24 protein-coding genes are annotated in these 23,518 nt (G+C 41.5%); 16 read left to right on the forward strand and 8 right to left on the reverse strand.

Annotated elements, in window-relative coordinates; genetic code table 11:
• Nucleotides 1-10: 10 nt before the first annotated feature.
• Nucleotides 11-2,368 (reverse strand): penicillin acylase family protein, encoded by a 2,358-nt coding sequence (locus ACVCDT_RS15340; protein WP_447133670.1) that lies wholly within the window; start codon nt 2,366-2,368, stop codon nt 11-13.
• A 291-nt stretch (nt 2,369-2,659) separates the two neighbouring features.
• Between ACVCDT_RS15340 and ACVCDT_RS15345 the strand changes: the two genes are divergently transcribed.
• Nucleotides 2,660-3,469: a transporter substrate-binding domain-containing protein gene (locus ACVCDT_RS15345; protein ID WP_447133671.1), complete on the forward strand. Its 810-nt coding sequence runs from the start codon at nt 2,660-2,662 to the stop codon at nt 3,467-3,469.
• A 52-nt stretch (nt 3,470-3,521) separates the two neighbouring features.
• On the opposite strand, the gene suhB is transcribed toward ACVCDT_RS15345, so the two are convergent.
• Nucleotides 3,522-4,295 (reverse strand): inositol-1-monophosphatase, encoded by a 774-nt coding sequence (suhB, locus tag ACVCDT_RS15350; RefSeq protein ID WP_447133672.1) that lies wholly within the window; start codon nt 4,293-4,295, stop codon nt 3,522-3,524.
• A gap of 233 nt (nt 4,296-4,528) precedes the next feature.
• Between suhB and trmJ the strand changes: the two genes are divergently transcribed.
• From trmJ to fdx, 9 genes are all read left to right on the forward strand, one after another.
• Nucleotides 4,529-5,269, forward strand: coding sequence for a tRNA (cytosine(32)/uridine(32)-2'-O)-methyltransferase TrmJ (gene trmJ / locus ACVCDT_RS15355; RefSeq protein WP_447133673.1), 741 nt, complete (start codon nt 4,529-4,531; stop codon nt 5,267-5,269).
• Between the two features lie 9 nt (nt 5,270-5,278).
• A complete protein-coding gene (gene cysE, locus ACVCDT_RS15360; RefSeq protein ID WP_447133674.1) occupies nt 5,279-6,088 on the forward strand; it encodes a serine O-acetyltransferase in 810 nt (269 codons plus the stop codon).
• A gap of 149 nt (nt 6,089-6,237) precedes the next feature.
• Nucleotides 6,238-6,726 (forward strand): Fe-S cluster assembly transcriptional regulator IscR, encoded by a 489-nt coding sequence (iscR, locus tag ACVCDT_RS15365; protein ID WP_447133707.1) that lies wholly within the window; start codon nt 6,238-6,240, stop codon nt 6,724-6,726.
• A gap of 12 nt (nt 6,727-6,738) precedes the next feature.
• The gene (locus ACVCDT_RS15370) at nt 6,739-7,962 is read left to right on the forward strand and encodes an IscS subfamily cysteine desulfurase (protein ID WP_447133675.1); all 1,224 of its coding nucleotides are present in this window, start codon (nt 6,739-6,741) and stop codon (nt 7,960-7,962) included.
• 99 nt (nt 7,963-8,061) lie between these two features.
• Nucleotides 8,062-8,442 carry a Fe-S cluster assembly scaffold IscU gene (gene iscU, locus ACVCDT_RS15375; protein WP_447133676.1) on the forward strand — a complete coding sequence of 127 codons (381 nt, stop codon included), beginning with the start codon at nt 8,062-8,064 and terminating at the stop codon, nt 8,440-8,442.
• 23 nt (nt 8,443-8,465) lie between these two features.
• A complete protein-coding gene (gene iscA, locus ACVCDT_RS15380) occupies nt 8,466-8,789 on the forward strand; it encodes an iron-sulfur cluster assembly protein IscA (RefSeq protein WP_447133677.1) in 324 nt (107 codons plus the stop codon).
• Nucleotides 8,790-8,840: 51 nt separating this feature from the next.
• Nucleotides 8,841-9,368, forward strand: coding sequence for a co-chaperone HscB (gene hscB, locus ACVCDT_RS15385; RefSeq protein WP_447133678.1), 528 nt, complete (start codon nt 8,841-8,843; stop codon nt 9,366-9,368).
• Between the two features lie 34 nt (nt 9,369-9,402).
• Complete coding sequence (hscA, locus tag ACVCDT_RS15390; RefSeq protein WP_447133679.1) at nt 9,403-11,265, forward strand: Fe-S protein assembly chaperone HscA; 1,863 nt, start codon at nt 9,403-9,405, stop codon at nt 11,263-11,265.
• Between the two features lie 34 nt (nt 11,266-11,299).
• Nucleotides 11,300-11,638, forward strand: a complete 339-nt coding sequence (gene fdx / locus ACVCDT_RS15395) for an ISC system 2Fe-2S type ferredoxin (RefSeq protein WP_447133680.1) — start codon at nt 11,300-11,302, stop codon at nt 11,636-11,638.
• 79 nt (nt 11,639-11,717) lie between these two features.
• On the opposite strand, the gene ACVCDT_RS15400 is transcribed toward fdx, so the two are convergent.
• Nucleotides 11,718-12,473: a thioredoxin family protein gene (locus ACVCDT_RS15400; protein WP_447133681.1), complete on the reverse strand. Its 756-nt coding sequence runs from the start codon at nt 12,471-12,473 to the stop codon at nt 11,718-11,720.
• A gap of 179 nt (nt 12,474-12,652) precedes the next feature.
• Here ACVCDT_RS15400 and ACVCDT_RS15405 point away from each other — a divergent pair, with 179 nt between their 5' ends.
• Nucleotides 12,653-12,943, forward strand: a complete 291-nt coding sequence (locus tag ACVCDT_RS15405; protein ID WP_447133682.1) for a YebG family protein — start codon at nt 12,653-12,655, stop codon at nt 12,941-12,943.
• Nucleotides 12,944-12,951: 8 nt separating this feature from the next.
• On the opposite strand, the gene ACVCDT_RS15410 is transcribed toward ACVCDT_RS15405, so the two are convergent.
• The 5 genes from ACVCDT_RS15410 to ACVCDT_RS15430 form a co-directional block, all read right to left on the reverse strand.
• Nucleotides 12,952-14,043 (reverse strand): alpha/beta hydrolase, encoded by a 1,092-nt coding sequence (locus tag ACVCDT_RS15410; RefSeq protein ID WP_447133683.1) that lies wholly within the window; start codon nt 14,041-14,043, stop codon nt 12,952-12,954.
• A gap of 185 nt (nt 14,044-14,228) precedes the next feature.
• Nucleotides 14,229-14,420: a hypothetical protein gene (locus tag ACVCDT_RS15415; RefSeq protein WP_447133684.1), complete on the reverse strand. Its 192-nt coding sequence runs from the start codon at nt 14,418-14,420 to the stop codon at nt 14,229-14,231.
• 63 nt (nt 14,421-14,483) lie between these two features.
• A complete protein-coding gene (gene glnD / locus ACVCDT_RS15420; RefSeq protein WP_447133685.1) occupies nt 14,484-17,102 on the reverse strand; it encodes a [protein-PII] uridylyltransferase in 2,619 nt (872 codons plus the stop codon).
• 123 nt (nt 17,103-17,225) lie between these two features.
• The gene (map, locus tag ACVCDT_RS15425; protein WP_447133686.1) at nt 17,226-18,017 is read right to left on the reverse strand and encodes a type I methionyl aminopeptidase; all 792 of its coding nucleotides are present in this window, start codon (nt 18,015-18,017) and stop codon (nt 17,226-17,228) included.
• Between the two features lie 113 nt (nt 18,018-18,130).
• On the reverse strand, nt 18,131-19,318 hold the full coding sequence (locus ACVCDT_RS15430; protein ID WP_447133687.1) for an MFS transporter: 1,188 nt from the start codon (nt 19,316-19,318) through the stop codon (nt 18,131-18,133).
• Between the two features lie 257 nt (nt 19,319-19,575).
• Between ACVCDT_RS15430 and rpsB the strand changes: the two genes are divergently transcribed.
• The 5 genes from rpsB to uppS all read left to right on the forward strand — a co-directional run bounded on the left by rpsB (nt 19,576) and on the right by uppS (nt 23,502).
• On the forward strand, nt 19,576-20,307 hold the full coding sequence (rpsB, locus tag ACVCDT_RS15435; RefSeq protein WP_447133688.1) for a 30S ribosomal protein S2: 732 nt from the start codon (nt 19,576-19,578) through the stop codon (nt 20,305-20,307).
• 120 nt (nt 20,308-20,427) lie between these two features.
• On the forward strand, nt 20,428-21,300 hold the full coding sequence (gene tsf / locus ACVCDT_RS15440; RefSeq protein ID WP_447133689.1) for a translation elongation factor Ts: 873 nt from the start codon (nt 20,428-20,430) through the stop codon (nt 21,298-21,300).
• Nucleotides 21,301-21,428: 128 nt separating this feature from the next.
• Nucleotides 21,429-22,172, forward strand: a complete 744-nt coding sequence (gene pyrH, locus ACVCDT_RS15445) for a UMP kinase (protein ID WP_447133690.1) — start codon at nt 21,429-21,431, stop codon at nt 22,170-22,172.
• A 13-nt stretch (nt 22,173-22,185) separates the two neighbouring features.
• Entirely contained in the window at nt 22,186-22,743 is a 558-nt protein-coding gene (gene frr / locus ACVCDT_RS15450; protein WP_447133691.1) for a ribosome recycling factor, read from the forward strand.
• 18 nt (nt 22,744-22,761) lie between these two features.
• Nucleotides 22,762-23,502: a polyprenyl diphosphate synthase gene (uppS, locus tag ACVCDT_RS15455; RefSeq protein WP_447133692.1), complete on the forward strand. Its 741-nt coding sequence runs from the start codon at nt 22,762-22,764 to the stop codon at nt 23,500-23,502.
• Nucleotides 23,503-23,518: the final 16 nt, after the last annotated feature.

Consider the following 23,518-nt stretch of genomic DNA (forward strand, 5'->3'; position numbering starts at 1 on the left):
GGTTCATGGCTTATCGCGCGGGATAAAGCTCAAGAGTATATTTAGCTTCACCGGCTAAAAATGCACTGGGTTTACCTAACAACCAATCGTCATGCCCTTTACCATAATACGGGCTCAATGGATGCCCAGTTTGACTAGCGGGCATTTGCATAATGCCTTGCTCTTCAAAACCTGGTGCTACAACCATACGTTGCGACGCGCCATGTTTAGGCGAGGCTACGCGAGGCATATAGCTGTCTCCAGCCTGTGGGGCTTTGGGCATGTCTGTTAAGTAAGCTAAAAAAGGTACGCTACTACTCAGTGGATGCCGAATGTCAGTCCCATTGTAGTCACCCCAAGTTAACTCAGAAAAGCTATGGTCTTTGGTTAGATCTTGTTTGGTTTTCTGCCAAGCTTTTGCCATTAACTCATTCCAGCTGTTATATCCTTCAGGTAAAAGGTGAGCTGGCTGTTGATTGACTAACTGCCAAAGGGGCGATTCAAATGGGCGCCAAACTGTGTGCAACTTAAAGTCGGGGTTTTGTGCTATTAAATAATTAGCCAGTTGCTCAAATACTAACTCACGCAGGGTTATTCTAAATCTATGTACTAATAAATAGCCTTTATCGTCAACAGAGGCGTGACCTGACCAGTTTTTAACTGCAAAATGGGCATCAGAGTCTTGCTTTGGATCCAATACTTGAGCTAAGAGTAGTTCGCGCCAGCGCTGTAAAAATACCGCTTTATCATCAAGTTGCAATTGGAATAAGCTTTGCTCGTTGGCGCTTGGCATGGCCATTAGGCCATCGCGAATTTGTTGTTGCCTTGCGCCTAGGGCATAACCACCTGTGCCAATTTTTTCTAGCATTTGGTTGCCCACTACTCGGGCATTGGCTGTCCACAGTCTATGGCTTGGATGATTATATACTCTAGGGTAGTCTTCTGGTGGTAAGTACCCTTGCCAAGGCGCTTCAGGTGAGTGCCAATAATCGGCAAGATCCTGTTTGGCTGTAGCTCGTTTAGGAATAGGGCCGGCTATGGTCCAACCTATATTGCCCTGATAGTCTGCCACCATTAAGTTTTGTGCGGGTTGGCCGAAGGTATTGGCCACATCAAAGGCTTGTTGAACTGTGCTGACATTTTCCATTTTCATTAGGTTTAAGTTTAACCCTTGCCTATCATGTGCAACCCAGCGACGTACCAGCAGATTACCTTGGTCATCTGTTGCAATAACCGGCCCCCATTGGGTTTCTTGCACAGTTAAGACATGATTGTCTTGGCCTTTTACGCGTATTACTTCTTGTATTTCTTGGAAAGGCAGCATGCCCTTGGCCGTTTGGTAATATTTAGCATCGTCAGAAATGGCAAGGGTAATAATGTCTGTCCAATCTCCTTGGCTGTTAGTAAAACCCCAGGCAACTTTACCATTGCTACCAACTACTACAGCAGGCGTTCCGGGCAAGGTAACCCCTGAAACAAATTTGGCTTGGTTGTTTTCTTGCCATTCAAGTGTGGCTCTATACCAAATATTGGGCACCCCTATGCCTAAATGCATGTCGTTAGCGACTATAGCCCGACCGTCAGCCGTTAACTGTCCTGCTACCGCCCAGTTATTTGAACCATTGATTTGGTCTGCCGAAGTCATATTCCACTGATAAGCGCTTTGTTCTGGTGCCGTTGGCCAAGGGCTAGTAGGAATGGGATTAGGCGAATATTGGCTGCCATCAATAGCGGCATCCCAGCGCGAGCCTTTAGGGGTTAAAAAGGCGAAGAGATCAGGGGCCAGAGTGTTGTGCATTAAACTCAGATTTATTTCTCTTTGCGCATCACGGCCCTGTAAGTCTTGATACATGGCATACATCACTAAGCCAGAATCAACATAACTCCAAGGTTTGATTGAAGTGTTTAATAAATAATATTCAAAAGGTTTAGTGGTGAGTGAATCTATGCCTTGGTTCACCCCTTTGGCATAGGCTTTTAATAGGGCAAGCTGTTGAGGTTCTACTGCATCTAAATGGGCTTTGGCTCTAGTGCTAAATCTATGCATGCGCATGTTTTTATCGGTTTTTAAAGCCAGCTCGCCAAAGAGTTCAGAAAGCTCACCAGCCGCATGACGGCGTAACAAGTCCATTTGAAAAAAACGTTCTTGGGCATGCACTACTCCCAATGCATAAGCTAAATCTAAGCGATTATTGGCACTTAAGGTGGCCATTCCTTGGGCATCTCTAGTTACGCTAACCTTTTCTTTCAAGCCCACTATGGGTTTAGTGCCTTCGAGCTGAGGTAAACTCAGCAACAAAACCAAATAAATACTTAGTGCAACAAATAGCAGTAAGCTTAACACCGCGATAAAACTTTTCACTAGTGTCGATTTAAATCTTGCCAACATAGGTTAATCCTTGTTTACCGTTTTGTTTACTCTACTGTATGGATTGTTGATTTACTAGATTCACAAGTAGTAACAATTTTTTTTAAGTTTTGAAATTATTAGCTTATAAAGCTGATCTTTTTAATTAATAATGCGTAATTATTTTGGCTATATTGGCAGTAACTTGTAATTAAAATTACCCCAGTGATGGACTTTATCTAGATGATTCAAAAACGCCTTCTCAACCAAAGCGTTCGCTCTATTCAGCTAAGCTTAAACTCAATAGCTTATTGTGCTTTGTTAGTGTTTTTTATGCTTACAAGTACACAGGCATCTTCAGTACAACTTGTAAAAACCTTGGAAGTTACTGAAGTGCAACAAGACAGTATTAGTTACTTTAGCCAAGTATTAAATGCTGCGTTATTGGCCTCTGAGCCAGAATTTGGGCCTTATAAAATTGAACATGTACAAATTAGTCACAGTCAAGAGCGGGCGTTGAAGTTACTGGACCAAGGGCAAATTTTAGATGTGTTGCACAGCGTCAGTAGTTTAGCTCGAGAGCAAGATTTTATAGCAATTAAGTATCCATTATTAAATGGTTTAATGGGGATGCGGTTAGCGCTAATCAATCAGCACAGAAAACAAGAGTTTGACCAAGCTAGCATTCAACAAATTAAACAAAAATTAGCCTGCCAAGGGCGCGACTGGCCAGATTCAGATATTTTAGAATTTAATGGTTTTAAGGTATCTAGAGTCTTAATCTTTGAGTCTATGTTTCAGATGGTGTCGAAATCTCGTTGTGATTATTTCCCACGAGGGATCCACGAAGTTTTTTCTGAATACAAACGAAAAATAGATGAACATCCTAACCTAATGATATATAAAGGTTTACTATTAAAATATCATGCTCCCGTCTATTTTTTTGTGAGTAAAAGCAATACTGAATTAGCAAAACGTTTAGAGTCGGGGTTAAGTATTATTTCGCAAAATGGTGAGTTACAAAGGTTATTTGAGCAAGCCGATTTTATTCAAGCTGTGTTGCCTTTGTCTAAATGGGACAATTTAAGAACGGTTAGCTTAATTAATCCTGATTATCCCAAAAATACTATCAATGGGCACTAATACAAAAAAGGCGAACTCATGTTCGCCTTTTGATTCAGTATTTCAACTTAGGTTATTTTAAGTTTTTCACTAAAATTTGTACCACTTTTGCACTACCGGCAACAATTTCACCTTTATGCATAGGATCATTACCTCCAGAAAAATCTGTGACTAAGCCACCAGATTCACGGACTAATAATTCGCCTGCAGCAATATCCCAAGGCTTAATGCCACGCTCCCAGTAACCGTCATATCGACCAGCTGCTACATAGGCTAGGTCTAAAGCGGCAGAGCCACTTCTACGTATGTCGCCTGCTTGCATGAATATTTTGCTAAAGCTTTCTTGATAGCTAGGTAATGAAGACTTGTCTTTAAACGGAAATGCTGTAGCTAATATGGTTTGGCTTAATTCTTTAGCTTTACTCGCACGAATTCTAAAACCGTTAAGTTGAGCACCTACACCACGGCTAGCAGTAAATAACTCACCACGTAAAGGATCAAAAACCACCCCTTGATCGATTCGTCCTTTGTGCATAAGCGCAATAGATACGGCAAAATGCGGAATGCCTTTAATAAAATTAGTGGTGCCATCTAAAGGGTCAATGATCCATTTAAAATCGTCATCGCCCGCAACTATGCCGCCTTCTTCTCCAACAAAACTATGGTCTGGATAAGACTGTTTAATTTTGTGAATAATTGCTTGCTCAGCTTCTTTATCGATACGTGTTACGTAATCGTTGTCGCCTTTCGCTTCTGTAAGCAAGTCGGTTTGATTTTCAAACCCTTTAGCAATAATGTTGCCTGCAGTCCGCGCAGCACGGATCGCTATATTCAGCATAGGATGCATAGTTAACCACCAATTTTAAAAGAACATTAAATATAGCCCAGCAAAGCCTAATTAAAACTTGCTGAACAAAAAATCGCCGCGCAGTGTACCAAAGCCTATCAAATAAGCAATCAGATTCTGAGTTTAGGCCTTGTTTTGAGAGAATTAGACAGCAAAAGCCTACTTTGAGCCTAGTATTGGCTATGCTATTATCCGCGCCTTAAAATTGACTGGGTGAAAAGAAACGATTTAATATGTTAGAAAATATCCGTGTAGTACTAGTTAACACTTCGCATACAGGCAATATTGGCTCAGCTGCCCGAGCAATGAAAACTATGGGTTTAAGTCAATTGGTTTTAGTTGATCCTGTGTCTGCACCAGATGGCAAATCCAGTGCCTTGGCAGCTGGGGCAGGGGATGTGTTAGCCAATGCTAAAACTGTGAGTAATTTAGCCGAAGCTGTAGCCGATTGTGGCTTAGTGATAGGAACAAGCGCTCGTTCTCGAACACTTTCGTGGCCAATGCTTGAACCTAGAGAATGTGGTGAAAAGCTCATAAGTGAAGTGCCTAACTTTCCCGTGGCACTGGTTTTTGGTCGAGAAAATAACGGCTTAACCAACGAAGAATTACAGCAGTGTCATTTTCATGTGTGTATTCCTGCTAATCCAGACTACAGTTCACTTAACTTAGCTGCGGCAGTGCAGACCTTGTGTTACGAAGTTCGTATGGCCTATTTAAATGTAACTCGCGGACAGTTTCCCGAGAGCCAGCCTGAAGACTTTGAATACCCCTTGTCGCAAGATTTAGAGGGTTTTTATAGTCATTTGGAACAAACCCTAATTAAAACGAATTTCATCATTGCTAAACACCCAGGTATGGTGATGACTAAATTACGTAGGTTATTTAATCGCGCGCGTCCAGAGTCTCAAGAGCTCAATATTTTACGCGGTATTTTGGCCTCTATCGAAAAGACAATTCAACACCGAGATAAATAGAACAATCTTATGTTTAGCCGAATGAAAGAAGATATCAAAAGTGTGTTTCGCCGCGATCCTGCTGCGCGAAATACCTTTGAAGTGCTGACTAACTATCCTGGATTGCATGCAATTTGGATCCATAGATTGAGCCACAAATTGTGGAAAGCCAATTGGAAATGGTTGGCGCGCACCATCTCTACTTTTTCACGCTGGTTAACTGGAGTCGAAATTCATCCAGGCGCCACTTTAGGCCGTCGCTTTTTTATTGACCACGGAATGGGGGTGGTGATTGGTGAAACCGCACAAATAGGTGACGATGTCACCCTATACCATGGAGTGACTTTGGGTGGTACAAGTTGGAGTTCAGGTAAACGCCATCCCACCTTAGAGGATAACGTGGTAGTTGGGGCAGGGGCCAAAGTACTAGGTCCAATCACTATGCACAAAGGCGCTAAAATAGGCTCTAATTCTGTGGTAGTACGAGATGTACCAGAAGGCGCCACTGTTATAGGTATTCCGGGCCGAGTGGTTATGGCACAAACAAAAACCACAGCCCCGAGTAATGGTGAACGAGAAAAAATTGCTAAAAAGTATGGCTTTGATGCCTACGCAGTAGCCACAGATAACCCTGATCCTATTGCCCAAGCGATAGGAGTAATGGTGGATCACGTACATTTAATTGATACCAAAGTAGAAGAAATGTGCCGCGCCATTAATGACATGGGGGGCGAAGTCTGTGGTAAGTCGTTGCCAACCCTAGATTTAGAAGACTTTACCGATTGTGACATGGCACAAGATATCAAAAAAGCCTGTGAGTCTTTTGATCCCCAAATCTAATTATTTGGGCATTCGTCTAACTACAATTTCTGTTATTAAAAGCCAACAAAAGAACAGCTAATACTTGACTAAAACACTTGGGTAAATACTTGACTAAATTAGTCGGGTATGGCAGGATCCTGCCCACTATTAGTCTTGAATTAAATGCTATGAAATTGACTTCTAAAGGGCGTTACGCAGTGACTGCTATGTTAGACGTATCTTTGCACTCGTTGCGAGGACCTGTCTCTTTAGCTGATATATCTGAACGCCAAGAAATATCACTTTCTTATTTAGAGCAGCTTTTTTCACGTTTACGTAAAGAAAAGTTAGTTGACAGCGTACGCGGGCCTGGCGGTGGATATAAGTTGGGGCGCGATGCCGCAGATATTTCGATAGGTGAAGTGATCCGAGCGGTGAACGAATCTGTTGATGCCACTAAGTGTCAAGGTCAGGGTGGTTGCCAAGGTGGCGAGCGATGCTTAACTCATAATTTATGGGAAGGCTTAAGCGACAGAATTAGCGTATTTCTTGATGGCATTACCCTTGGCGAGTTAATGCAACAAAAAGATGTCAAGCAAGTAGCTGAAAGACAAGACAAAAACAAACACTTAAATCAAATAGCGTCAAACGACATTTCCATTAGTTTGCAGCTTTAAGCGGAGTACAAAATGAGCGAGTTAAAGCTTCCAATCTACTTAGATTATTCTTCTACAACACCTGTTGATCCTCGTGTTGCAGCTAAAATGGCTGACTGTTTAACCACCGAGGGTGTGTTTGGTAATCCTGCTTCGCGTTCGCACAAATTTGGTTGGGTTGCAGAAGAAGCCGTAGATATTGCCCGAAATCAAATTGCCGATTTGATCAACGCTGACCCAAGAGAAATTGTGTTTACATCAGGTGCAACCGAGTCAGACAACTTAGCCATTAAAGGTGCGGCTAATTTTTATGGCAAAAAAGGTAAGCACTTAATCACAGTTAAAACTGAGCACAAAGCCGTGTTAGATACCATGCGTCAATTAGAGCGCGAAGGCTTTGAAGTGACCTATTTAGATCCTGAATCAAATGGTTTATTAGATTTAGACAAGTTAGTTGCTGCTATCCGTCCTGATACGATTTTAGTCAGCGTCATGCACGTTAATAACGAAATAGGTGTTATCCAAGATATTGCTTCGATTGGAGAAATCTGTCGCGAACGTAAAGTGCTGTTCCATGTTGATGCAGCACAAAGTACCGGCAAGGTACCTATTGATTTACAAAGCCTAAAGGTAGATTTGATGTCGTTTTCGGCACACAAAACCTACGGACCTAAAGGGATAGGCGCCTTGTATGTTCGTCGTAAGCCCCGTATTCGTTTAGAAGCTCAAATGCATGGCGGTGGACACGAGCGTGGTATGCGTTCTGGTACTATGGCGACCCACCAAATTGTGGGTATGGGTGAAGCATTCCGTATTGCCAAAGAAGAAATGGCTGCAGAAAACGAACGTTTATTAATGTTACGCAACAAGTTGTGGGATGGCATTAAAGATATGGAAGCTGTGTATTTAAACGGCGACCTAGAAAACCGTATTGCTGGCAACCTAAACGTAAGTTTTGCTTATGTTGAGGGCGAGTCTTTAATCATGGCATTAAAAGATATGGCTGTGTCTTCAGGCTCAGCTTGTACTTCTGCCAGTTTAGAGCCGTCTTATGTGTTACGTGCTTTGGGCTTAAACGATGAGTTGGCACATAGTTCAATTCGTTTCACTATGGGGCGTTTCACTACCGAAGCCGAAATTGATTATGTGATAAGCGTGATCCGCAGTGCCATAGACAAATTGCGTGAAATGTCACCGCTTTGGGATATGTACAAAGAAGGCATAGATTTAAGCACAGTAGAGTGGGCTCACCATTAATTTTAGGGCACTAAGTGCCATCAGTGAGTGTCAAAACTAAAGGTTTAATAATTATTTATGAGTAGCGAAACAAAGCTACTCACAACAAGGTGAAAGATCATGGCTTATAGCGAAAAAGTAATCGACCATTACGAAAATCCTCGTAACGTAGGTGGGTTTGATAAAAACGACCCGAGTGTTGCAACAGGTATGGTAGGTGCACCTGCATGTGGCGACGTAATGAAACTACAACTAAAAATTGATGACAAAGGCATAATCGAAGACGCTAAGTTTAAAACTTACGGTTGTGGTTCGGCTATCGCATCTAGCTCATTAGTAACTGAATGGGTTAAAGGCAAGTCAATCGACGAAGCGGTAAGTATTAAAAACACCGATATCGCGCAAGAGCTTGCGTTACCACCAGTTAAAATTCACTGCTCTATTTTGGCCGAAGACGCCATTAAAGCCGCAGTAGAAGATTATAAAAGTCGTCAAAAGTAAACCCAATAGAATAGGAGTAACCAGTGGCTATAACTGTATCTGACACCGCGGCACAAAGAGCAAAAACCTTTCTGGAAAACAGAGGAAAAGGTTTAGGTTTACGTCTTGGGGTCAAAACCACTGGTTGTTCTGGCTTAGCCTATGTGTTGGAATTTGTTGATGATCTCAACGACGACGACCAATTGTTTGAAGACAATGGGGTAAAAATCATAGTCGATGGTAAAAGCTTAGTGTATTTAGATGGAACCCATTTAGACTTTACTAAAGAAGGCTTAAACGAAGGATTTCAGTTTACTAACCCTAACGCCAATGGCGAATGTGGTTGTGGTGAAAGCTTTAATGTTTAACATTTATCTCTGTTAATCTGCGCTGTTAGCTGAGCCAACAAGAAACGTGTTATGAATTATTTTGAATTGTTTAATCTGCCTGCCACCTTTGATGTGGATCTTTCTACTTTAGCTAACACTTATCAAAAGCTGCAACGTTTAACCCATCCTGATAAATTTGCCAACGACAGTGCCCAAAATAAAATGCTGGCATTGCAAAAAAACTCACAAGTGAATGATGCCTACTCTGTGCTTAAGTCGCCTATTTCTAGAGCCGAATACTTATTAAGCTTGCGTGGAATTGAGTTGCAGCACGAACAGCAAACTATCAGTGACAACGCATTTTTAATGCAACAAATGGAATGGCGAGAACAATTAGCAGAAGTTGATGAGCAAACCGATCCATTAAGTGCATTAGACGACCTGGCCGAGATTATCGAACAAAGTCTAAAATCTGAATTGAGCCAGTTAAAAGCCTTACTCGATCAAGCACAAAGCGAAGCCGACAAGCAGGCCGCAGACATTATTCGCAAGCTAAAATTTTTATATAAAATGTTAGCTGAAATCGAATTAAAAATAGACGCATTAACCGATGTATAAATTCACTAACGACAAATAAGAAACGAATTCAATCATGGCACTATTGCAAATATCAGAACCCGGACAAAGCGCCGCTCCTCACCAACGTAAATTGGCTGTTGGCATAGACTTAGGCACAACAAATTCTTTGGTTGCCTCGGTTCGAAGTGGCGAAGCTCAAACCTTAGCTGACGAGCATGGCGAACATTTATTGCCTTCTGTAGTGAAATACTCAGAAGCAGGAATAGAAGTTGGGGCCAAAGCTAAACAACTGGCAAGTACCGATCCGACTAATACTATAGTGTCGGTAAAACGCTTTTTAGGTCGCTCTGTTGTCGATATTCAAGCCGCTTATCCAAATTTACCTTATGAATTTACTGATAGCAGTTCACCTGTTATGCAAGTTGCTACAGGTAAAGTTAACCCTGTACAAGTGTCGGCTGAAATTTTAAAAACACTACGCAAGCGTGCTGAACAAACCCTAGGTGATGAACTGCAAGGCGCAGTTGTCACTGTTCCGGCCTATTTTGATGATGCTCAGCGTCAAGGCACTAAAGATGCCGCAACTTTAGCCGGGTTAAATATTTTACGCTTATTAAACGAGCCCACCGCTGCTGCTATTGCTTATGGTTTAGATTCAGGCCAAGAAGGTGTGATTGCTGTCTATGATTTAGGTGGAGGCACCTTTGATATTTCAATTTTGCGCCTTAGCAAAGGGGTGTTTGAAGTTTTATCTACTGGTGGTGACTCAGCTTTAGGCGGCGACGACTTTGATGCCATTTTAGTGGATTTTATTCGCAAGCGTTGTGAGCTAACCGGGCAATTATCTAAAACTTTACATCGCACCTTGTTAGATTTGGCTAAAGAAGCCAAAGAAATGTTAAGCCACGAATCGGCGCATACTGTGCGTTTTAATGACGACAATGGCCAAACACACTCAGTCACTATTAGTATAGATAAGTTTGAAGCCTTAATTGAGCCATTAGTAAAACAAACCCTTAGAGCTTGCCGCCGTGCGTTAAAAGACGCCGAGTTAGAAAAAGAACAGGTGCTAGAAGTGGTCATGGTAGGGGGCTCAACCCGCGTACCTTTAGTTTGCCAGCAGGTGGGTAACTTTTTCCAACGTACACCTCTTACTTCTATCGACCCTGATAAAGTAGTCGCTATTGGGGCTGCCATTCAAGCCGATATCTTAGCCGGTAATAAACCCGACAACGACATGTTATTACTAGATGTATTGCCTTTGTCCTTAGGTATCGAAACTATGGGTGGATTGACCGAAAAGGTAATAGCGCGTAATACCACTATACCTGTGGCAAAAGCTCAAGAATTCACTACCTTTAAAGACGGCCAAACCGCCATGATGGTGCATGTTGTTCAAGGCGAGCGTGAATTAGTTCAAGACTGTCGTTCTTTGGCCAAGTTCACCTTACAAGGCATTCCGCCTATGGCTGCAGGTGCGGCGCATATTAGGGTGACCTTTCAAGTAGATGCTGATGGTTTGCTTAATGTGAGCGCTATGGAAAAATCCACAGGTGTTCAAGCTGAAATTCAAGTTAAACCTTCTTATGGCCTAGAAGACACCGAAATTACAGAAATGTTAAAAGCCTCTATGGAGCATGCGCAAGCCGATATGCAGGCCAGAATGTTAAAAGAACAGCAAGTAGAAGCGGCGCGAGTGCATGAAAATTTGCATGCGGCCATTCAAGCTGATGGCGAGGCCTTGTTAAGCGCTGAAGAGCGTGAAGCCCTAGAAGCTGCGTTAGAGAGTTTAGAGCAATTAGCTAAAGGCTCAGATAAAGACGCCATCAAAGCAGGCATCGAACAAGTTGACAAGCTAAGTGAAGCTTTTGCCCAAAGACGTATGGATCAATCGATCCGCAGCGCTTTTTCTGGCCAATCCGTCGACCAAATTTAGACACTATTAATCACCGAATATTAGGAAACCCACTATGCCACAAGTTATCTTTTTGCCTCACGAAGAACTCTGTCCAGACGGAGCCGTATTAGAGGGTGAAAAAGGCACCTCAGTGTTAAATTTAGCCCTTAAAAATGGCATAGGCATAGAGCATGCTTGCGAAAAGGTCTGTGCTTGCACCACTTGCCATGTAATAGTGCGTGAAGGCTTTGACTCTTTGCCAGAAGGCGATGAATTAGAAGAAGATATGTTAGACAAAGCCTGGGGATTAGAGCCTGATTCACGTCTAAGCTGCCAAGCTATTATTCAAGATGAAGATCTTGTAGTGGAAATTCCAAAATATACTGTGAATATGGTGTCTGAAAACCACTAAGTTTCTACTCGCTTGATTGTTTCATTCAAGATTGAGCCAAGCACATTTATTAAGATAAAAAATGTGCTTGGTATTCCAGCTAAGACTTCCAACTAAATTCAGCAAACTCAGGAAAAGTTAAGCTTTTATTGGGCTCAGCGTTAAGCTGGTTTTGCAAACTGTGAAGATGTTTTTGTAAATTCACTCTAAACTGCCAAACTTCCTCAGAAATAGTCTGTAATTCAGTAACATCCTGTTTTTCACCTGCTCGCACAAGGCGCCATTCTTCTCTTAGATGATCAAAAGCCTGCTTTAATCTTTGCATTTGAATATGGGTAAAGTGCTCTAGCTCAATAGAGCTAACCAAAGGCTGGGGTGGGGTTGAGAATGGCTGATTAAAATACTGAATAAAGTCTTGAGGTTTTTGCTGACTAGCATGTTGCCATTTGGTAATACTAGCGCGATTAACTAATTGGTTAGTGTGTGGGTCGATAATTAACACTGTAGGTGTGGCAAAATACCCCGGATAGCCATATTTTTGTGGCACCCCATGCTTGTCTTCAAAGTAACCCACGTCGATAAAATGGGTTACAAATTTCGCTTTTAAAATTTCATCCACTTCTGAGCGAGAAAACCCTTTAGCTAGATCTTGGCTATCGTGACACCAACTCGCGCCTAATACCAATAACAACAATTTGTTTTGTTGTTGCGCCTCATTTTGGGCTTTTTGTATGCTTGCTAAATAGTCTTGGTCTGGTTCAAATTGGTATTCTGGTAGCACACTGCCTACTGGTGCTGAGGACTGGCAACTAGCCAGTAAAAAAGCAAAAACGCTTAATATGATGATTCTTATCACTATCAAATAGTCCTATTTATTTTTTAAATCTAAGGTGATGATGGGCAATTTAACCACAGATAAATAAGTGGATCAGCAAAGTGTTAACTAAACTTTATAAAGATAGATATTTTAACTGTTTTTATATACAGTGTTTGTGTTAACCTTATTACACTTAGTAAATTACAAGAGAGAAAATTATGGCGGTCATTACACGTTATGTTGTAGAACACAAAGGGGTGGAGAAGTTTGTGAGTGCAGATAAAAAAGAAGCTGATCAATACGATAAAATGCTCGATGTGGCAGATAACCTCAGTGAATATATTGAAGGAAAAGGCATTAAATTAGAAGCCACAGTATTAGAAGACTTAGCCATAATGTTATCTAAGAACAAAGACTCACTAACCAAATTACTTAAAGGCACTTCAGCTGAATCTTTGCTTAGCGACGAAAAAGCTGAAGTGGTAAAAATCGAAAAGAAAAAAGCTTAAAAAGGCGTTTAGGCCTGTAAAAAGTCTAGTACTAAAGGGTACACATCTGTTGCCGCATTTTTACCAATTACACAATCTACGTGGCCATATTCTGGAATTTCATGGCGATGATAATAAGCATGGCCATTAGACGCGCTTAATAACTCTTGGGTTTTCAAGGTACTTTTAGGTAACACACAATCATTGTTAGCTCCGGATAAAAATAACATAGGTAAAGTTAATTTATCTATGTGCGGCAAATAGCTATTTTGGCCATTGGCATCTACTAAGTGATTGGCTAATAACATCTCTGTAAGTTGTTTCATGGCGCGTAAATTGACTCGGCCAAACATACGAGCTAAAGCCTGATGGGTAGCCGAGTTAATTTGGCTATGCTCGTATAATTCTCCAAATATGCTACTAATTCGATGGCATACCGCGTTATTGCAGCGTTCATGCTTAGGTACAGGCATAAAAATTAAACTCGCATCGTAAAACTTATTGCAAAGCCCAGCATTGGTATCAGTGTATGCGGTTAGGTGTTTTTTACCTAAGTAAGGCAACCAAGCAGGTGCGCGTAATTTGGCTTTATTTATATTTAAATCAATAGAATACAAGTGGGTAGAGACTTGCGAGCAAACCACTTTATTTACTTGTTGTAAGCCGGCTAATAAAGCCATGGTAAGAGTAGAGGACCCCACCCCATGGGCAAATATATCTACTGCTTTGGCCTGGGTTTTTTCACAAACAAAGGCCACAGCAGCGGGGTAGTCTAATTTTGCCACGTCATCCATAGAAGACTGCATTGAGCTGGTGGGAAGCTCTATGCTTAACCTATGGTCTAGCAACCATACGTCATATTGCTGTGCCACTAAATACTCCAATAAATTACAGTCTATGGTGTCTATGGCATACATTAGGCTAGACACCCCAATACAATGAGACAATATAATCGGGCCTTTGCTGCCAGCTTGGTAACGTTTGAGTTTAAGTTGAAATCCATCTTTGGTGCTGAAAAAATGAATGTCTGGCGCGCCAACTTCTAGGGCTCTAGTTGCCTCATGACTGTGGTGTGGATCAAAACGTTGAACATGGCTGACATAGTCACTGAAGTTATTCATCTTTGTTTTCCTAACAAAGTGCGAGTAAACAAGACCTAAGTATAGATAACTTGGAAAATTCCACTGCAAATTAAGTCTATCTAAACTGCGCGCAAGGCAAGCATTCATGGCTGAATATAAGAAAAATTGTGTGGTTATGAGGATTTTAGTACGGACAACAACAAGTAAAATCCGTCTGTTGAGTGCTAGCTTTTGTTGCGCCCAGATTTAAAGCCTTGCTTAAAACCCGCAGCATAGGCTTTATTAAATAAATCTAGGTAATGTTTGGCGGTGTTTGCATCGCTGGAGTCTAACCAAATAGTTTGGTGTTTATCCAACACTTGATAGCGAGTCTTATTCGCCATCAAGGTAAAAGCTTGCTCTAGTTCATCAGGCATAGGTAATGCTCCAGCTCAGTGGTATACAACTAAACCTTAGCAGCAAACTAAAAAACAACAGTCTTAGTTATCCAGTGCCTCACATAATCGCTTTTTAAGTTGAACTTGCTCTTTAGGGCTTAGGGGCTGATCTTGTTCATTGCTGATAATAAATAAATCTTCGGCCCTTTCACCAATAGTCGATATTTTGGCTTGGTGCAGTTTAATTTTTAGTTGAATAAACTGCTCACAAATATTGGCCAATAAACCAGGAGCATCAAGGGCTTCTAATTCTACTAAAGTCACATTGGTTTGACTGGGGTAAAAACGCACTTTAGTCGTAACATCAAGCTGTTTCATACGGCGCGACATCTTACGTTTATTGGTGTGTTTTATACCGGGTTTATTGAGTTGATCTTCTACCGCTACTCGTAAACTTTCTAATCGAGAGTCAGAGGTAATGCGATCGCCGTTATGTTCAAAAATAATAAAACTATCAAACATATAGCCATCGTGGGTGCGCATTACCTGAGCATCGTGAATAGAGCAATTTCGGCTGTCTAACACAGAAGCAATTTGGGCAAACATATGTGGGCGATCTTTACCATAAACAATTAACTCGGCCCCAGCTTTCGAAGTATTGGCGCTGGTACCTACCAATAAAAAGTCGTCTGTCATAGGGTGAGACGCTAAGATCACACTTGCATGCCAAATGATTTGTGTAGGTTTAAAACGGGCAAAATAGTCGTCGCTTAAACGCCGCCAAAATTGATCGATTTGCGTTTCGTTCATACCACTTTCAATTAGAGCAGTACGGGCTTTGCTTTGGTGTTGGTCAACCCTGTCTTGTAGCGCGACTTTGCACTCTAAGCCGTTTTCTAAGGCTTTTTGGGTAAGCAAATAAAGCTCTCGTAACAAAGAGGCTTTCCAATCGTTCCACAAATTGTCGTTGGTGGCGCGAATGTCGGCCAAGGTGAGAACATACAAATGATTCAAATTGTTTTGGGTACGTACTGCTTGGGCAAATTCGTTAATTACTTGTGGATCATAAATGTCGCGTCTTTGCGCAATTACCGACATTAACAAATGGCTTTCTACTAACCATCTGATCAGCTCAGTATCTGTGGCATTTATATTATGTGTTTGGCAAAAGGCTTCTACGTCTATGGCACCTAATTTTGAGTGATCGCCATTTCGCCCTTTGCCTATATCGTGGAAAATGGCGGCAATGTATAACAACTCGGGTTTATCTAAATTTTTGACTATGTTACCGCAACGGGGAAAGGCTTTATTTTCGGGCTGACCATAGTGATAAATGTTTTTAACTAATCTGTGCGTGTGCTCATCTACAGTGTAGGCATGAAATAAATCAAATTGCATCATACCTACAATTTGATCCCACTGCGGAATATAAGCCTGCAAAATGCCATGGTTATGCATGATATCCCAACCCAATGTAAAAAAGTTAGGGTGACTTAAAAGCTGCAAAAATAGCACTCGGCAGGGTTCGCGCTCTACAAAGTATTGATTACGAAAGGCGCGTCTTGCTTGTCGAAGTTGGCGCAAACAACTGGAATGCAGATCTTTAATTTCTTCATGATCTGCAACTAAAAGCAAAAACTCTAAAATGGCCTCTGGTGAGGTAAAAACGTTTTCTTGGGTAGGGGCAATCAGGCCATCTAATAATTCAAACTGGTCGTTTATTTTTAGCTGTTGTTTAACTTTTAAGGCTAGAACATCTTGGCGAAAGCGCTGCATCAACATTTTATTTAATTCGCTGATACGCCTTACGGTACGAAAGAAATCTTTCATCATACGTTCAACCGAGGCTTTACCTTGATTACCATACCCCACTAAAGCAGCCACATCGGCCTGATAATCAAACAACAAACGGTTTTCACTGCGTCCAGCGACTATGTGTAAAGCAAAGCGGATCCGCCATAGGTTTTCACGACATTCTAATAATTCGTCATGCTCTAGAGGGTTAAAATACCCATGCTTAACCAGTTCATTGCCTTCTAATACATTAAAATGCTTTTTCGCTACCCAGCCAATAGATTGAATATCGCGTAAACAACCTGGGCTTTCTTTAACATTGGGCTCTAGGTTGTAAGAAGTATCTTTAAATTTACGATGACGCTCTTTTTGCTCTTTAACTTTGGCTAAGAAAAAATCCTTACTGCTCCAATAATGCTTAGAATTTAATTGGTCTTGTAGTGCCGCAAAGGTATCTTCTGAGCCAATTAATAAGCGGGCTTCTACTAGGTTGGTGGCAATAGTGACGTCTTGTTTGGCTTGGGCAAAGGTTTCTTTAATGGTTCGTACCGATTGACCCACATCTAGGCCTATGTCCCACAACAAGGTGATAAACTGACCTAAGCTTTCTTCTTGATGTTTAGACAGCTGTTTTTTACTTAAAATCAGTAAATCTATATCTGAATAAGGCTGTAACTGTCCGCGGCCGTACCCCCCAACCGCCACTAAGGCCACATCTTTTTCTAAGTGTAATTTTAACAATTGCCATATGTGCCTGAGTAAGGCATCAACTAAAGTGGCGCGGCCTAAAACCAAGCCAGAGACTTTGCCACTTGGCAATTCGCTGCTTAACCATTGGTAACTATTGGCCACTATGGCTTTATAGGCGCCAATATTATCTGGGCTATTAATCAGTTTGATTTGGTTGAGCAAGCTATGTAAAGACAAGAGATTTACCTTTAGATTGTTGGGGGTTAAATAACACTCACATAGCTAATTAGCCTAAAAGGTTAGGCAGAGTGAAGGCTCTGCCAATTTGCTTAGATAACAGATTAACTATAGAAGTAGACTTTAATGGCTGATAATACGGTCAATCTCTTCATCGTCACGTAGGGTTAAAATTTCAACGCCATTTTTGGTAACTAGCAAGGTATGTTCCCACTGAGCACTTAAACTGCGATCTTTAGTCACAACAGTCCATTGGTCGGGTAGAAGTTTCGAATACCTCTTTCCAGCATTCACCATAGGCTCTATGGTAAAGCACATACCTTCAACTAAGGTTTCACCTGTATTAGGTTTGCCATAGTGAACGACTTGAGGTTCTTCATGAAAGCTTGCGCCTATGCCATGCCCACAATATTCGCGGACAATAGAATAGTTATGGCTTTCTGCATGTTGTTGAATAACATGACCAATATCCCCTAAACGTACCCCAGGTTTAACCATTTTAATGGCCTTGTACAAAGACTCTTGGGTTACACGGATCAGGCGCTCAGTCAAAATAGATGGCTTACCCACAACAAACATTTTAGAGGTGTCACCGTGGTAGCCATCTTTTATGACTGTGACATCGATATTCACCGAATCACCATCTTTTAGTTTTTTGTCAGAAGGGATCCCATGACAAATAACATGATTGACCGAGGTGCAAATAGATTTGGGAAAAGGGGGATGACCGTAATTAAGAGGAGCGGGTATACACTTTTGCTCATTAACTATGTAGTCGTGACAAATTTGGTTTAATTCATTAGTGGTCACACCTTTTTTAACGTGTTCACCAATCATTTGTAATACATCTGCGGCAAGCCTTCCGGCTACGCGCATTTTTTCAATTTCGGTTGCAGTTTTAATAATAGCAGGCAAGGTCAGTTCCTAAATTCAGTGCTAATAATAGATTCAATCTATTGTATCTTTTCGCTTGTGTTCTCGCCAGCCTTGAATAAAGAACCCTATTTACTAACTCATAATAAAAGGTGTTATTTTTCTGCCGGTAAACTAAAAGTATGAACTAGGCCAAGGGTCATAACTAGCGCCATCAGCAACACAATATAATCACTGATCCACAAGTGCAGCAAAGCATATAAGCCGCCTAACAATAACAACACATAACCTACACAGGTATTGGCTGCCGCAACAAAGATAGTACGCTGCGAGCCTTCGGCTATATCTAAAATATAGGTTTTACGACCTGTTCTTACGCCGGCGTAGCCTAAATTTAAAATAAAGAACAAGCCAACATTTAGCGCGGGCCACTGCAAAGTGCTTAAAAAGAAAAAACTAAAAGAGGCAATCACACAAACGAAAGTGGCAAAAAATAAAGTTTTAACCGCGCTTTTATCTGCTAATTTTCCCCACAGATAAGAACTAATAAAGGCCGCTAAAGCGCTGGCAATAATATAATAAGGTAGGCTAAAACCTGTGGCATGACTGGCTGAGGCACTCACAAAAAAAGGCGCGATTAAGGCGCCGTGTAATAACAAACAGCGACTTACAATTAAATTGCGCAAACTAGCTTGGGTGCGAATGGTGCGCCAAATACCTGTTTGTTGGTCTGTATTATCTTGGTCTTGTAGCTCTGCAGTTAACCCTCTTGATAAAACCAAACTGATTAACATCACAGCTATAGATAACCCAAGTAGCCCATGCATGGCTAAATTTGATTGGTTGTTTGGGGAGTACAGCATTAACGCCGCGGTAAGCAATGACAATATGCCTGAAATAGAAGACGCTATGCCTACCAGCTTGCCCCTTTGTCCTTTAGAAATATTAATGCCTTGAATATCTTTCATGCTTAAAGAGGTTAAAGCCCGGCCTAAACTAAGGATTAATAAAAACAGCAGTATCAATAAGCCAGCAGTGTGGTTTTGGGTAAAAAGTGCAGCTAGTAAAATTAAGCCAATTGCCAACGTTTGGATCACTATGCCCGCTCGCCACAAAATTAAACGATTCGTTAACTTTTGGGTGCGCTGTTTAATAGGCCACTGAGGGATCAACGACCCCGACTCGCGTATGGGGACCAATAATGAAATGATCCAAGCTGGCGCCCCTAAACTGGTTAACAGCCAAGGCAAGGTGGTTTTAGCTGAAATCAGTAAATCAGCTAACTTGGTAAAACTTGATATACCAATTAACTGGAGAAAAGGTTTTTGCGATTTTTGGCTCAAAATGACACTCACTTTGTTTAATTTAGGCTATTTAACCGTTCTACTATTGAACCTAAGCTAGGCTCATGCTATAAAGCGCACCGCTGAAATTAATGAGGGTAGTTATCCCAATTAATTATCGCGAAGTGGCTAATTAATTTAGCGTAAATAACACACATACATCGACACATTTTTCGGGGTGTCTACGTAAATTTTTATTGCGTGGATCGAAAACTGGGATGTATGGAGGCCTAACCCCATATTGAGGAATCTTTATAATGGCAAATGTATCTATGCGCGACATGCTTCAGGCAGGCGTACACTTTGGACACCAAACTCGTTACTGGAATCCAAAAATGAAACCTTTCATTTTTGGCGCACGTAACAAAGTTCACATCATCAACCTTGAAAAAACTGTTCCTATGTTCAACGAAGCACTTAACTTTGTTGGCGGCGTTGCAGCTAAAAAAGGTAAAATTCTTTTTGTTGGTACTAAACGTGCTGCAAGTGATGCGGTGAAAGAAGCAGCAGAAAAATGTGACCAATTCTATGTTAACAAACGCTGGTTAGGCGGTATGTTGACTAACTGGAAAACGGTTCGTCAATCAATCAAGCGTCTTAAAGATCTTGAGCAACAAAGCCAAGACGGCACTTTTGATAAGTTGACCAAAAAAGAAGTATTAATGCTTCAACGTGAAATGACCAAGCTTGAAACTAGCTTAGGTGGAATTAAAAACATGGGTGGCTTACCAGACGTATTGTTCGTTGTTGATGCTGACCATGAGCACATTGCTATCACAGAAGCACGTAACTTGGGTATTCCAGTTGTATCTGTAGTAGATACTAACTCTAACCCAGATGGTGTTGATTACATCGTACCTGGTAACGATGATGCAATCCGTGCAGTACAGCTTTATTTGAACGCTGCTGCTGATGCAGTCATCGAAGGTCGTGACCAAAACCTTGAAGCGCAAGCTGAAAAAGGTGAGTTCGTAGAAGCGGCTGAGTAATCAGTCACGCACGACTTTAAGCTAGCGAATTAACCCGCTAGCGAATCGAATCAATCAAACGGGGGCGATCGCCCCTGTTTTTAAATGTTTAATATCAAATTATTTGCTGAGGAAACGAAAATGGCAGTGACTGCAGCCCTAGTTAAAGAATTGCGTGAGCGTACAGCCGCCGGCATGCTTGATTGTAAAAAAGCCCTAGTTGAAACCAATGGTGACATCGAGCTAGCAATCGAAAATATGCGTAAAAATGGTCAAGCGAAAGCCGCTAAAAAAGCAGGCCGTATTGCTGCTGAAGGTGTAATTTTGACCAAAGTTGCTAACGGTGTAGCAACTATGATGGAAGTAAACAGTGAAACTGACTTTGTTGCTCGTGACGAAGGTTTCATTAAGTTTGGCCAACAGTTAATTGAAGTAGCATCAGCTAACAAAATTAACGACATGGACAGCTTAAACAATGCTGAAATTGATGGCGTTAAAGTAAGCGAATTACGTGATACTTTAGTAGCTAAAATTGGTGAAAACATCAGCCCACGTCGTGTTATTACAGTTGAAGGTGACAACCTTGGCGCTTACGTACACGGTGCGCGTATTGGTGTAATCGCTATTTTACAAGGTGGCGACGAAGAGCTGGCAAAAGACATCGCAATGCATGTTGCTGCGTCTAACCCACAATTTGTTAAGCCTGACGATGTGCCTGCTGAAGTAGTAGCTAAAGAAAAAGAAATTCAATTAGACATCGCAGTTCAGTCTGGTAAGCCAGCTGAGATCGCTGAGAAAATGGTGTCTGGTCGTATGAAGAAATTTACTGGCGAAATCAGCTTAACAGGTCAGCCTTTTGTTAAAGATCCTTCAATGTTAGTAGGTGATTTACTTAAGTCTAAAGGTGCCGACGTAATCAACTTCGTACGTTTCGAAGTAGGTGAAGGTATCGAGAAAAAAGAAGAAGACTTCGCCGCAGAAGTAGCTGCACAAATGGCAGCTGCTAAAAAATAAACATGCCTTTTAGGCTTGTTTGGGTATAATACTGGCACCTCAAATTGAGGTGCTTTTTTATATATAAAATGCTGAGTTAGTAATTCAGTAAAATCATCACTTCTGTTCACTTTAAGGAATATCAATCTATGAGTATTGCACCTAAGTCCGCTTATCGAAGAATATTGTTAAAGCTAAGTGGTGAAGCGTTAATGGGCGATGAAGGTTTTGGCATTGACCCTAAAGTCTTAGAGCGCATGGCGCAAGAAATAAAAGAATTAGTAGAGCTAGGCATTGAAGTTGGCCTAGTGATTGGTGGCGGAAACTTATTTCGTGGTGAAGGCTTAGCCAAAGCGGGCATGAATAGAGTAGTAGGCGACCACATGGGCATGTTGGCCACTGTGATGAACGGATTGGCGATGCGTGATGCCTTGCATCGAGCTTTTGTCAATGCGCGTTTAATGTCGGCTATTCCGTTAAATGGTGTGTGTGACGCTTATAACTGGGCAGAAGCCATCAGCTTATTAAAGTCAGGCAGAGTTGTGATATTTTCAGCTGGTACAGGTAATCCGTTTTTTACCACAGATTCAGCAGCCTGTTTACGTGGCATTGAAATTGAAGCCGACGCCGTATTAAAAGGCACTAAAGTAGATGGCGTATATGACTCAGATCCTGCCACTAACCCAGATGCCACTTTGTATAAAACCCTGTCTTACAATGAAGTATTAGAAAAAGAATTAAAAGTGATGGATTTGGCCGCTTTTACCTTAGCACGTGACCACAATATCCCCATTCGTGTATTTAACATGAACAAACCAGGTTGTATGAAAGCTGTGGTTATGGGCGAAGATGAAGGCACGGTTATTTGTCACCCAGAAGAATTAAAGCAATAAAAGGAACACGACTGTGATCGATGAAATTAATGAAGACGCGCGTCAGCGTATGGAAAAAAGCATCAGTGCGCTTAAAAACCAATTAGCCAAAATTCGCACTGGTCGTGCGCACCCTAGTTTACTTGATAGCATTATGGTGCCTTATTACGGTGCAGACACGCCACTTAAACAGTTAGCTAACATAGTAGCCGAAGATGCGCGTACTTTGGCTTTAACTGTCTTTGATAAGAGTTCTGCCCAAGCGGTAGAAAAAGCCATTATGCAGTCAGATTTAGGCTTAAACCCTATGAGTGCAGGTTCAGTAATGCGCATACCTATGCCAGCCTTAACTGAAGAACGTCGTAAAGATTTGATCCGCGTTGTACGTGGTGAAGCTGAGCAAGGACGTGTGGCTATTCGTAATATTCGCCGTGATGCTAACAGCGACATCAAAGAACTGTTAAAAGAAAAGGAAATTGGTGAAGACGAAAGCCGCAAAGGTGAAGAAGATATCCAAAAACTTACTGATGCTTTTGTTAAACAAGTAGATGAAATACTTGCCGCCAAAGAAAAAGACTTAATGGAAGTATAAGCGCAGTAATAAAAATTTATGAAAGCATCTGAACAAACACCCTCAGTCTCTATGCCAGAGCACGTCGCTATTATCATGGATGGCAATGGAAGATGGGCAAAAGAGCAAGGCAAAATACGGACATCTGGGCATAAAGCTGGGGTGAAAGCGGTCAGAGCATCAGTATCTTATGCCCTTAAAAACGGGGTGAAAGTACTGACTTTGTTTGCATTTAGCAGTGAAAATTGGAACCGACCCGCTGAAGAGGTGGGGGTTTTAATGGAGCTGTTTAAAATGGTGTTAGGCAGCGAAGTAAAAAAATTGCACAAAAATAATGTGCGGTTAAATGTGATTGGTGATACCAGTCGCTTTGATAGCAAATTGGTGAAGAAAATTAACCAAGCGCAAGACCTAACCCAAAACAATGACGCGTTAGTGTTAAATATTGCCGCGAATTACGGTGGGCGTTGGGATATAGTCAATGCCGCCAAATTAATGCTTGCACAAGTGCAAGCCGGGCAATTAGATAGTGCCAATATAGACGAAGACGTATTTCAGCAGTTTACCTGTGCTGCAGATTTACCACCGGTAGATTTGTTAATTCGTACCGGTGGCGAACAACGCATTAGTAACTTTTTACTATGGCAAATTGCCTACGCTGAGCTGTATTTTTCAAATGATTATTGGCCTGATTTTAACGAAGATGCGTTTCAACATGCGGTGCAAGACTTTAGTGATCGTCAGCGTCGATTTGGTAAAACTGGCGAACAGGTGAGTTAATGTTTACACCCCAGTC

The organism is Paraglaciecola aestuariivivens, from assembly GCF_052983255.1.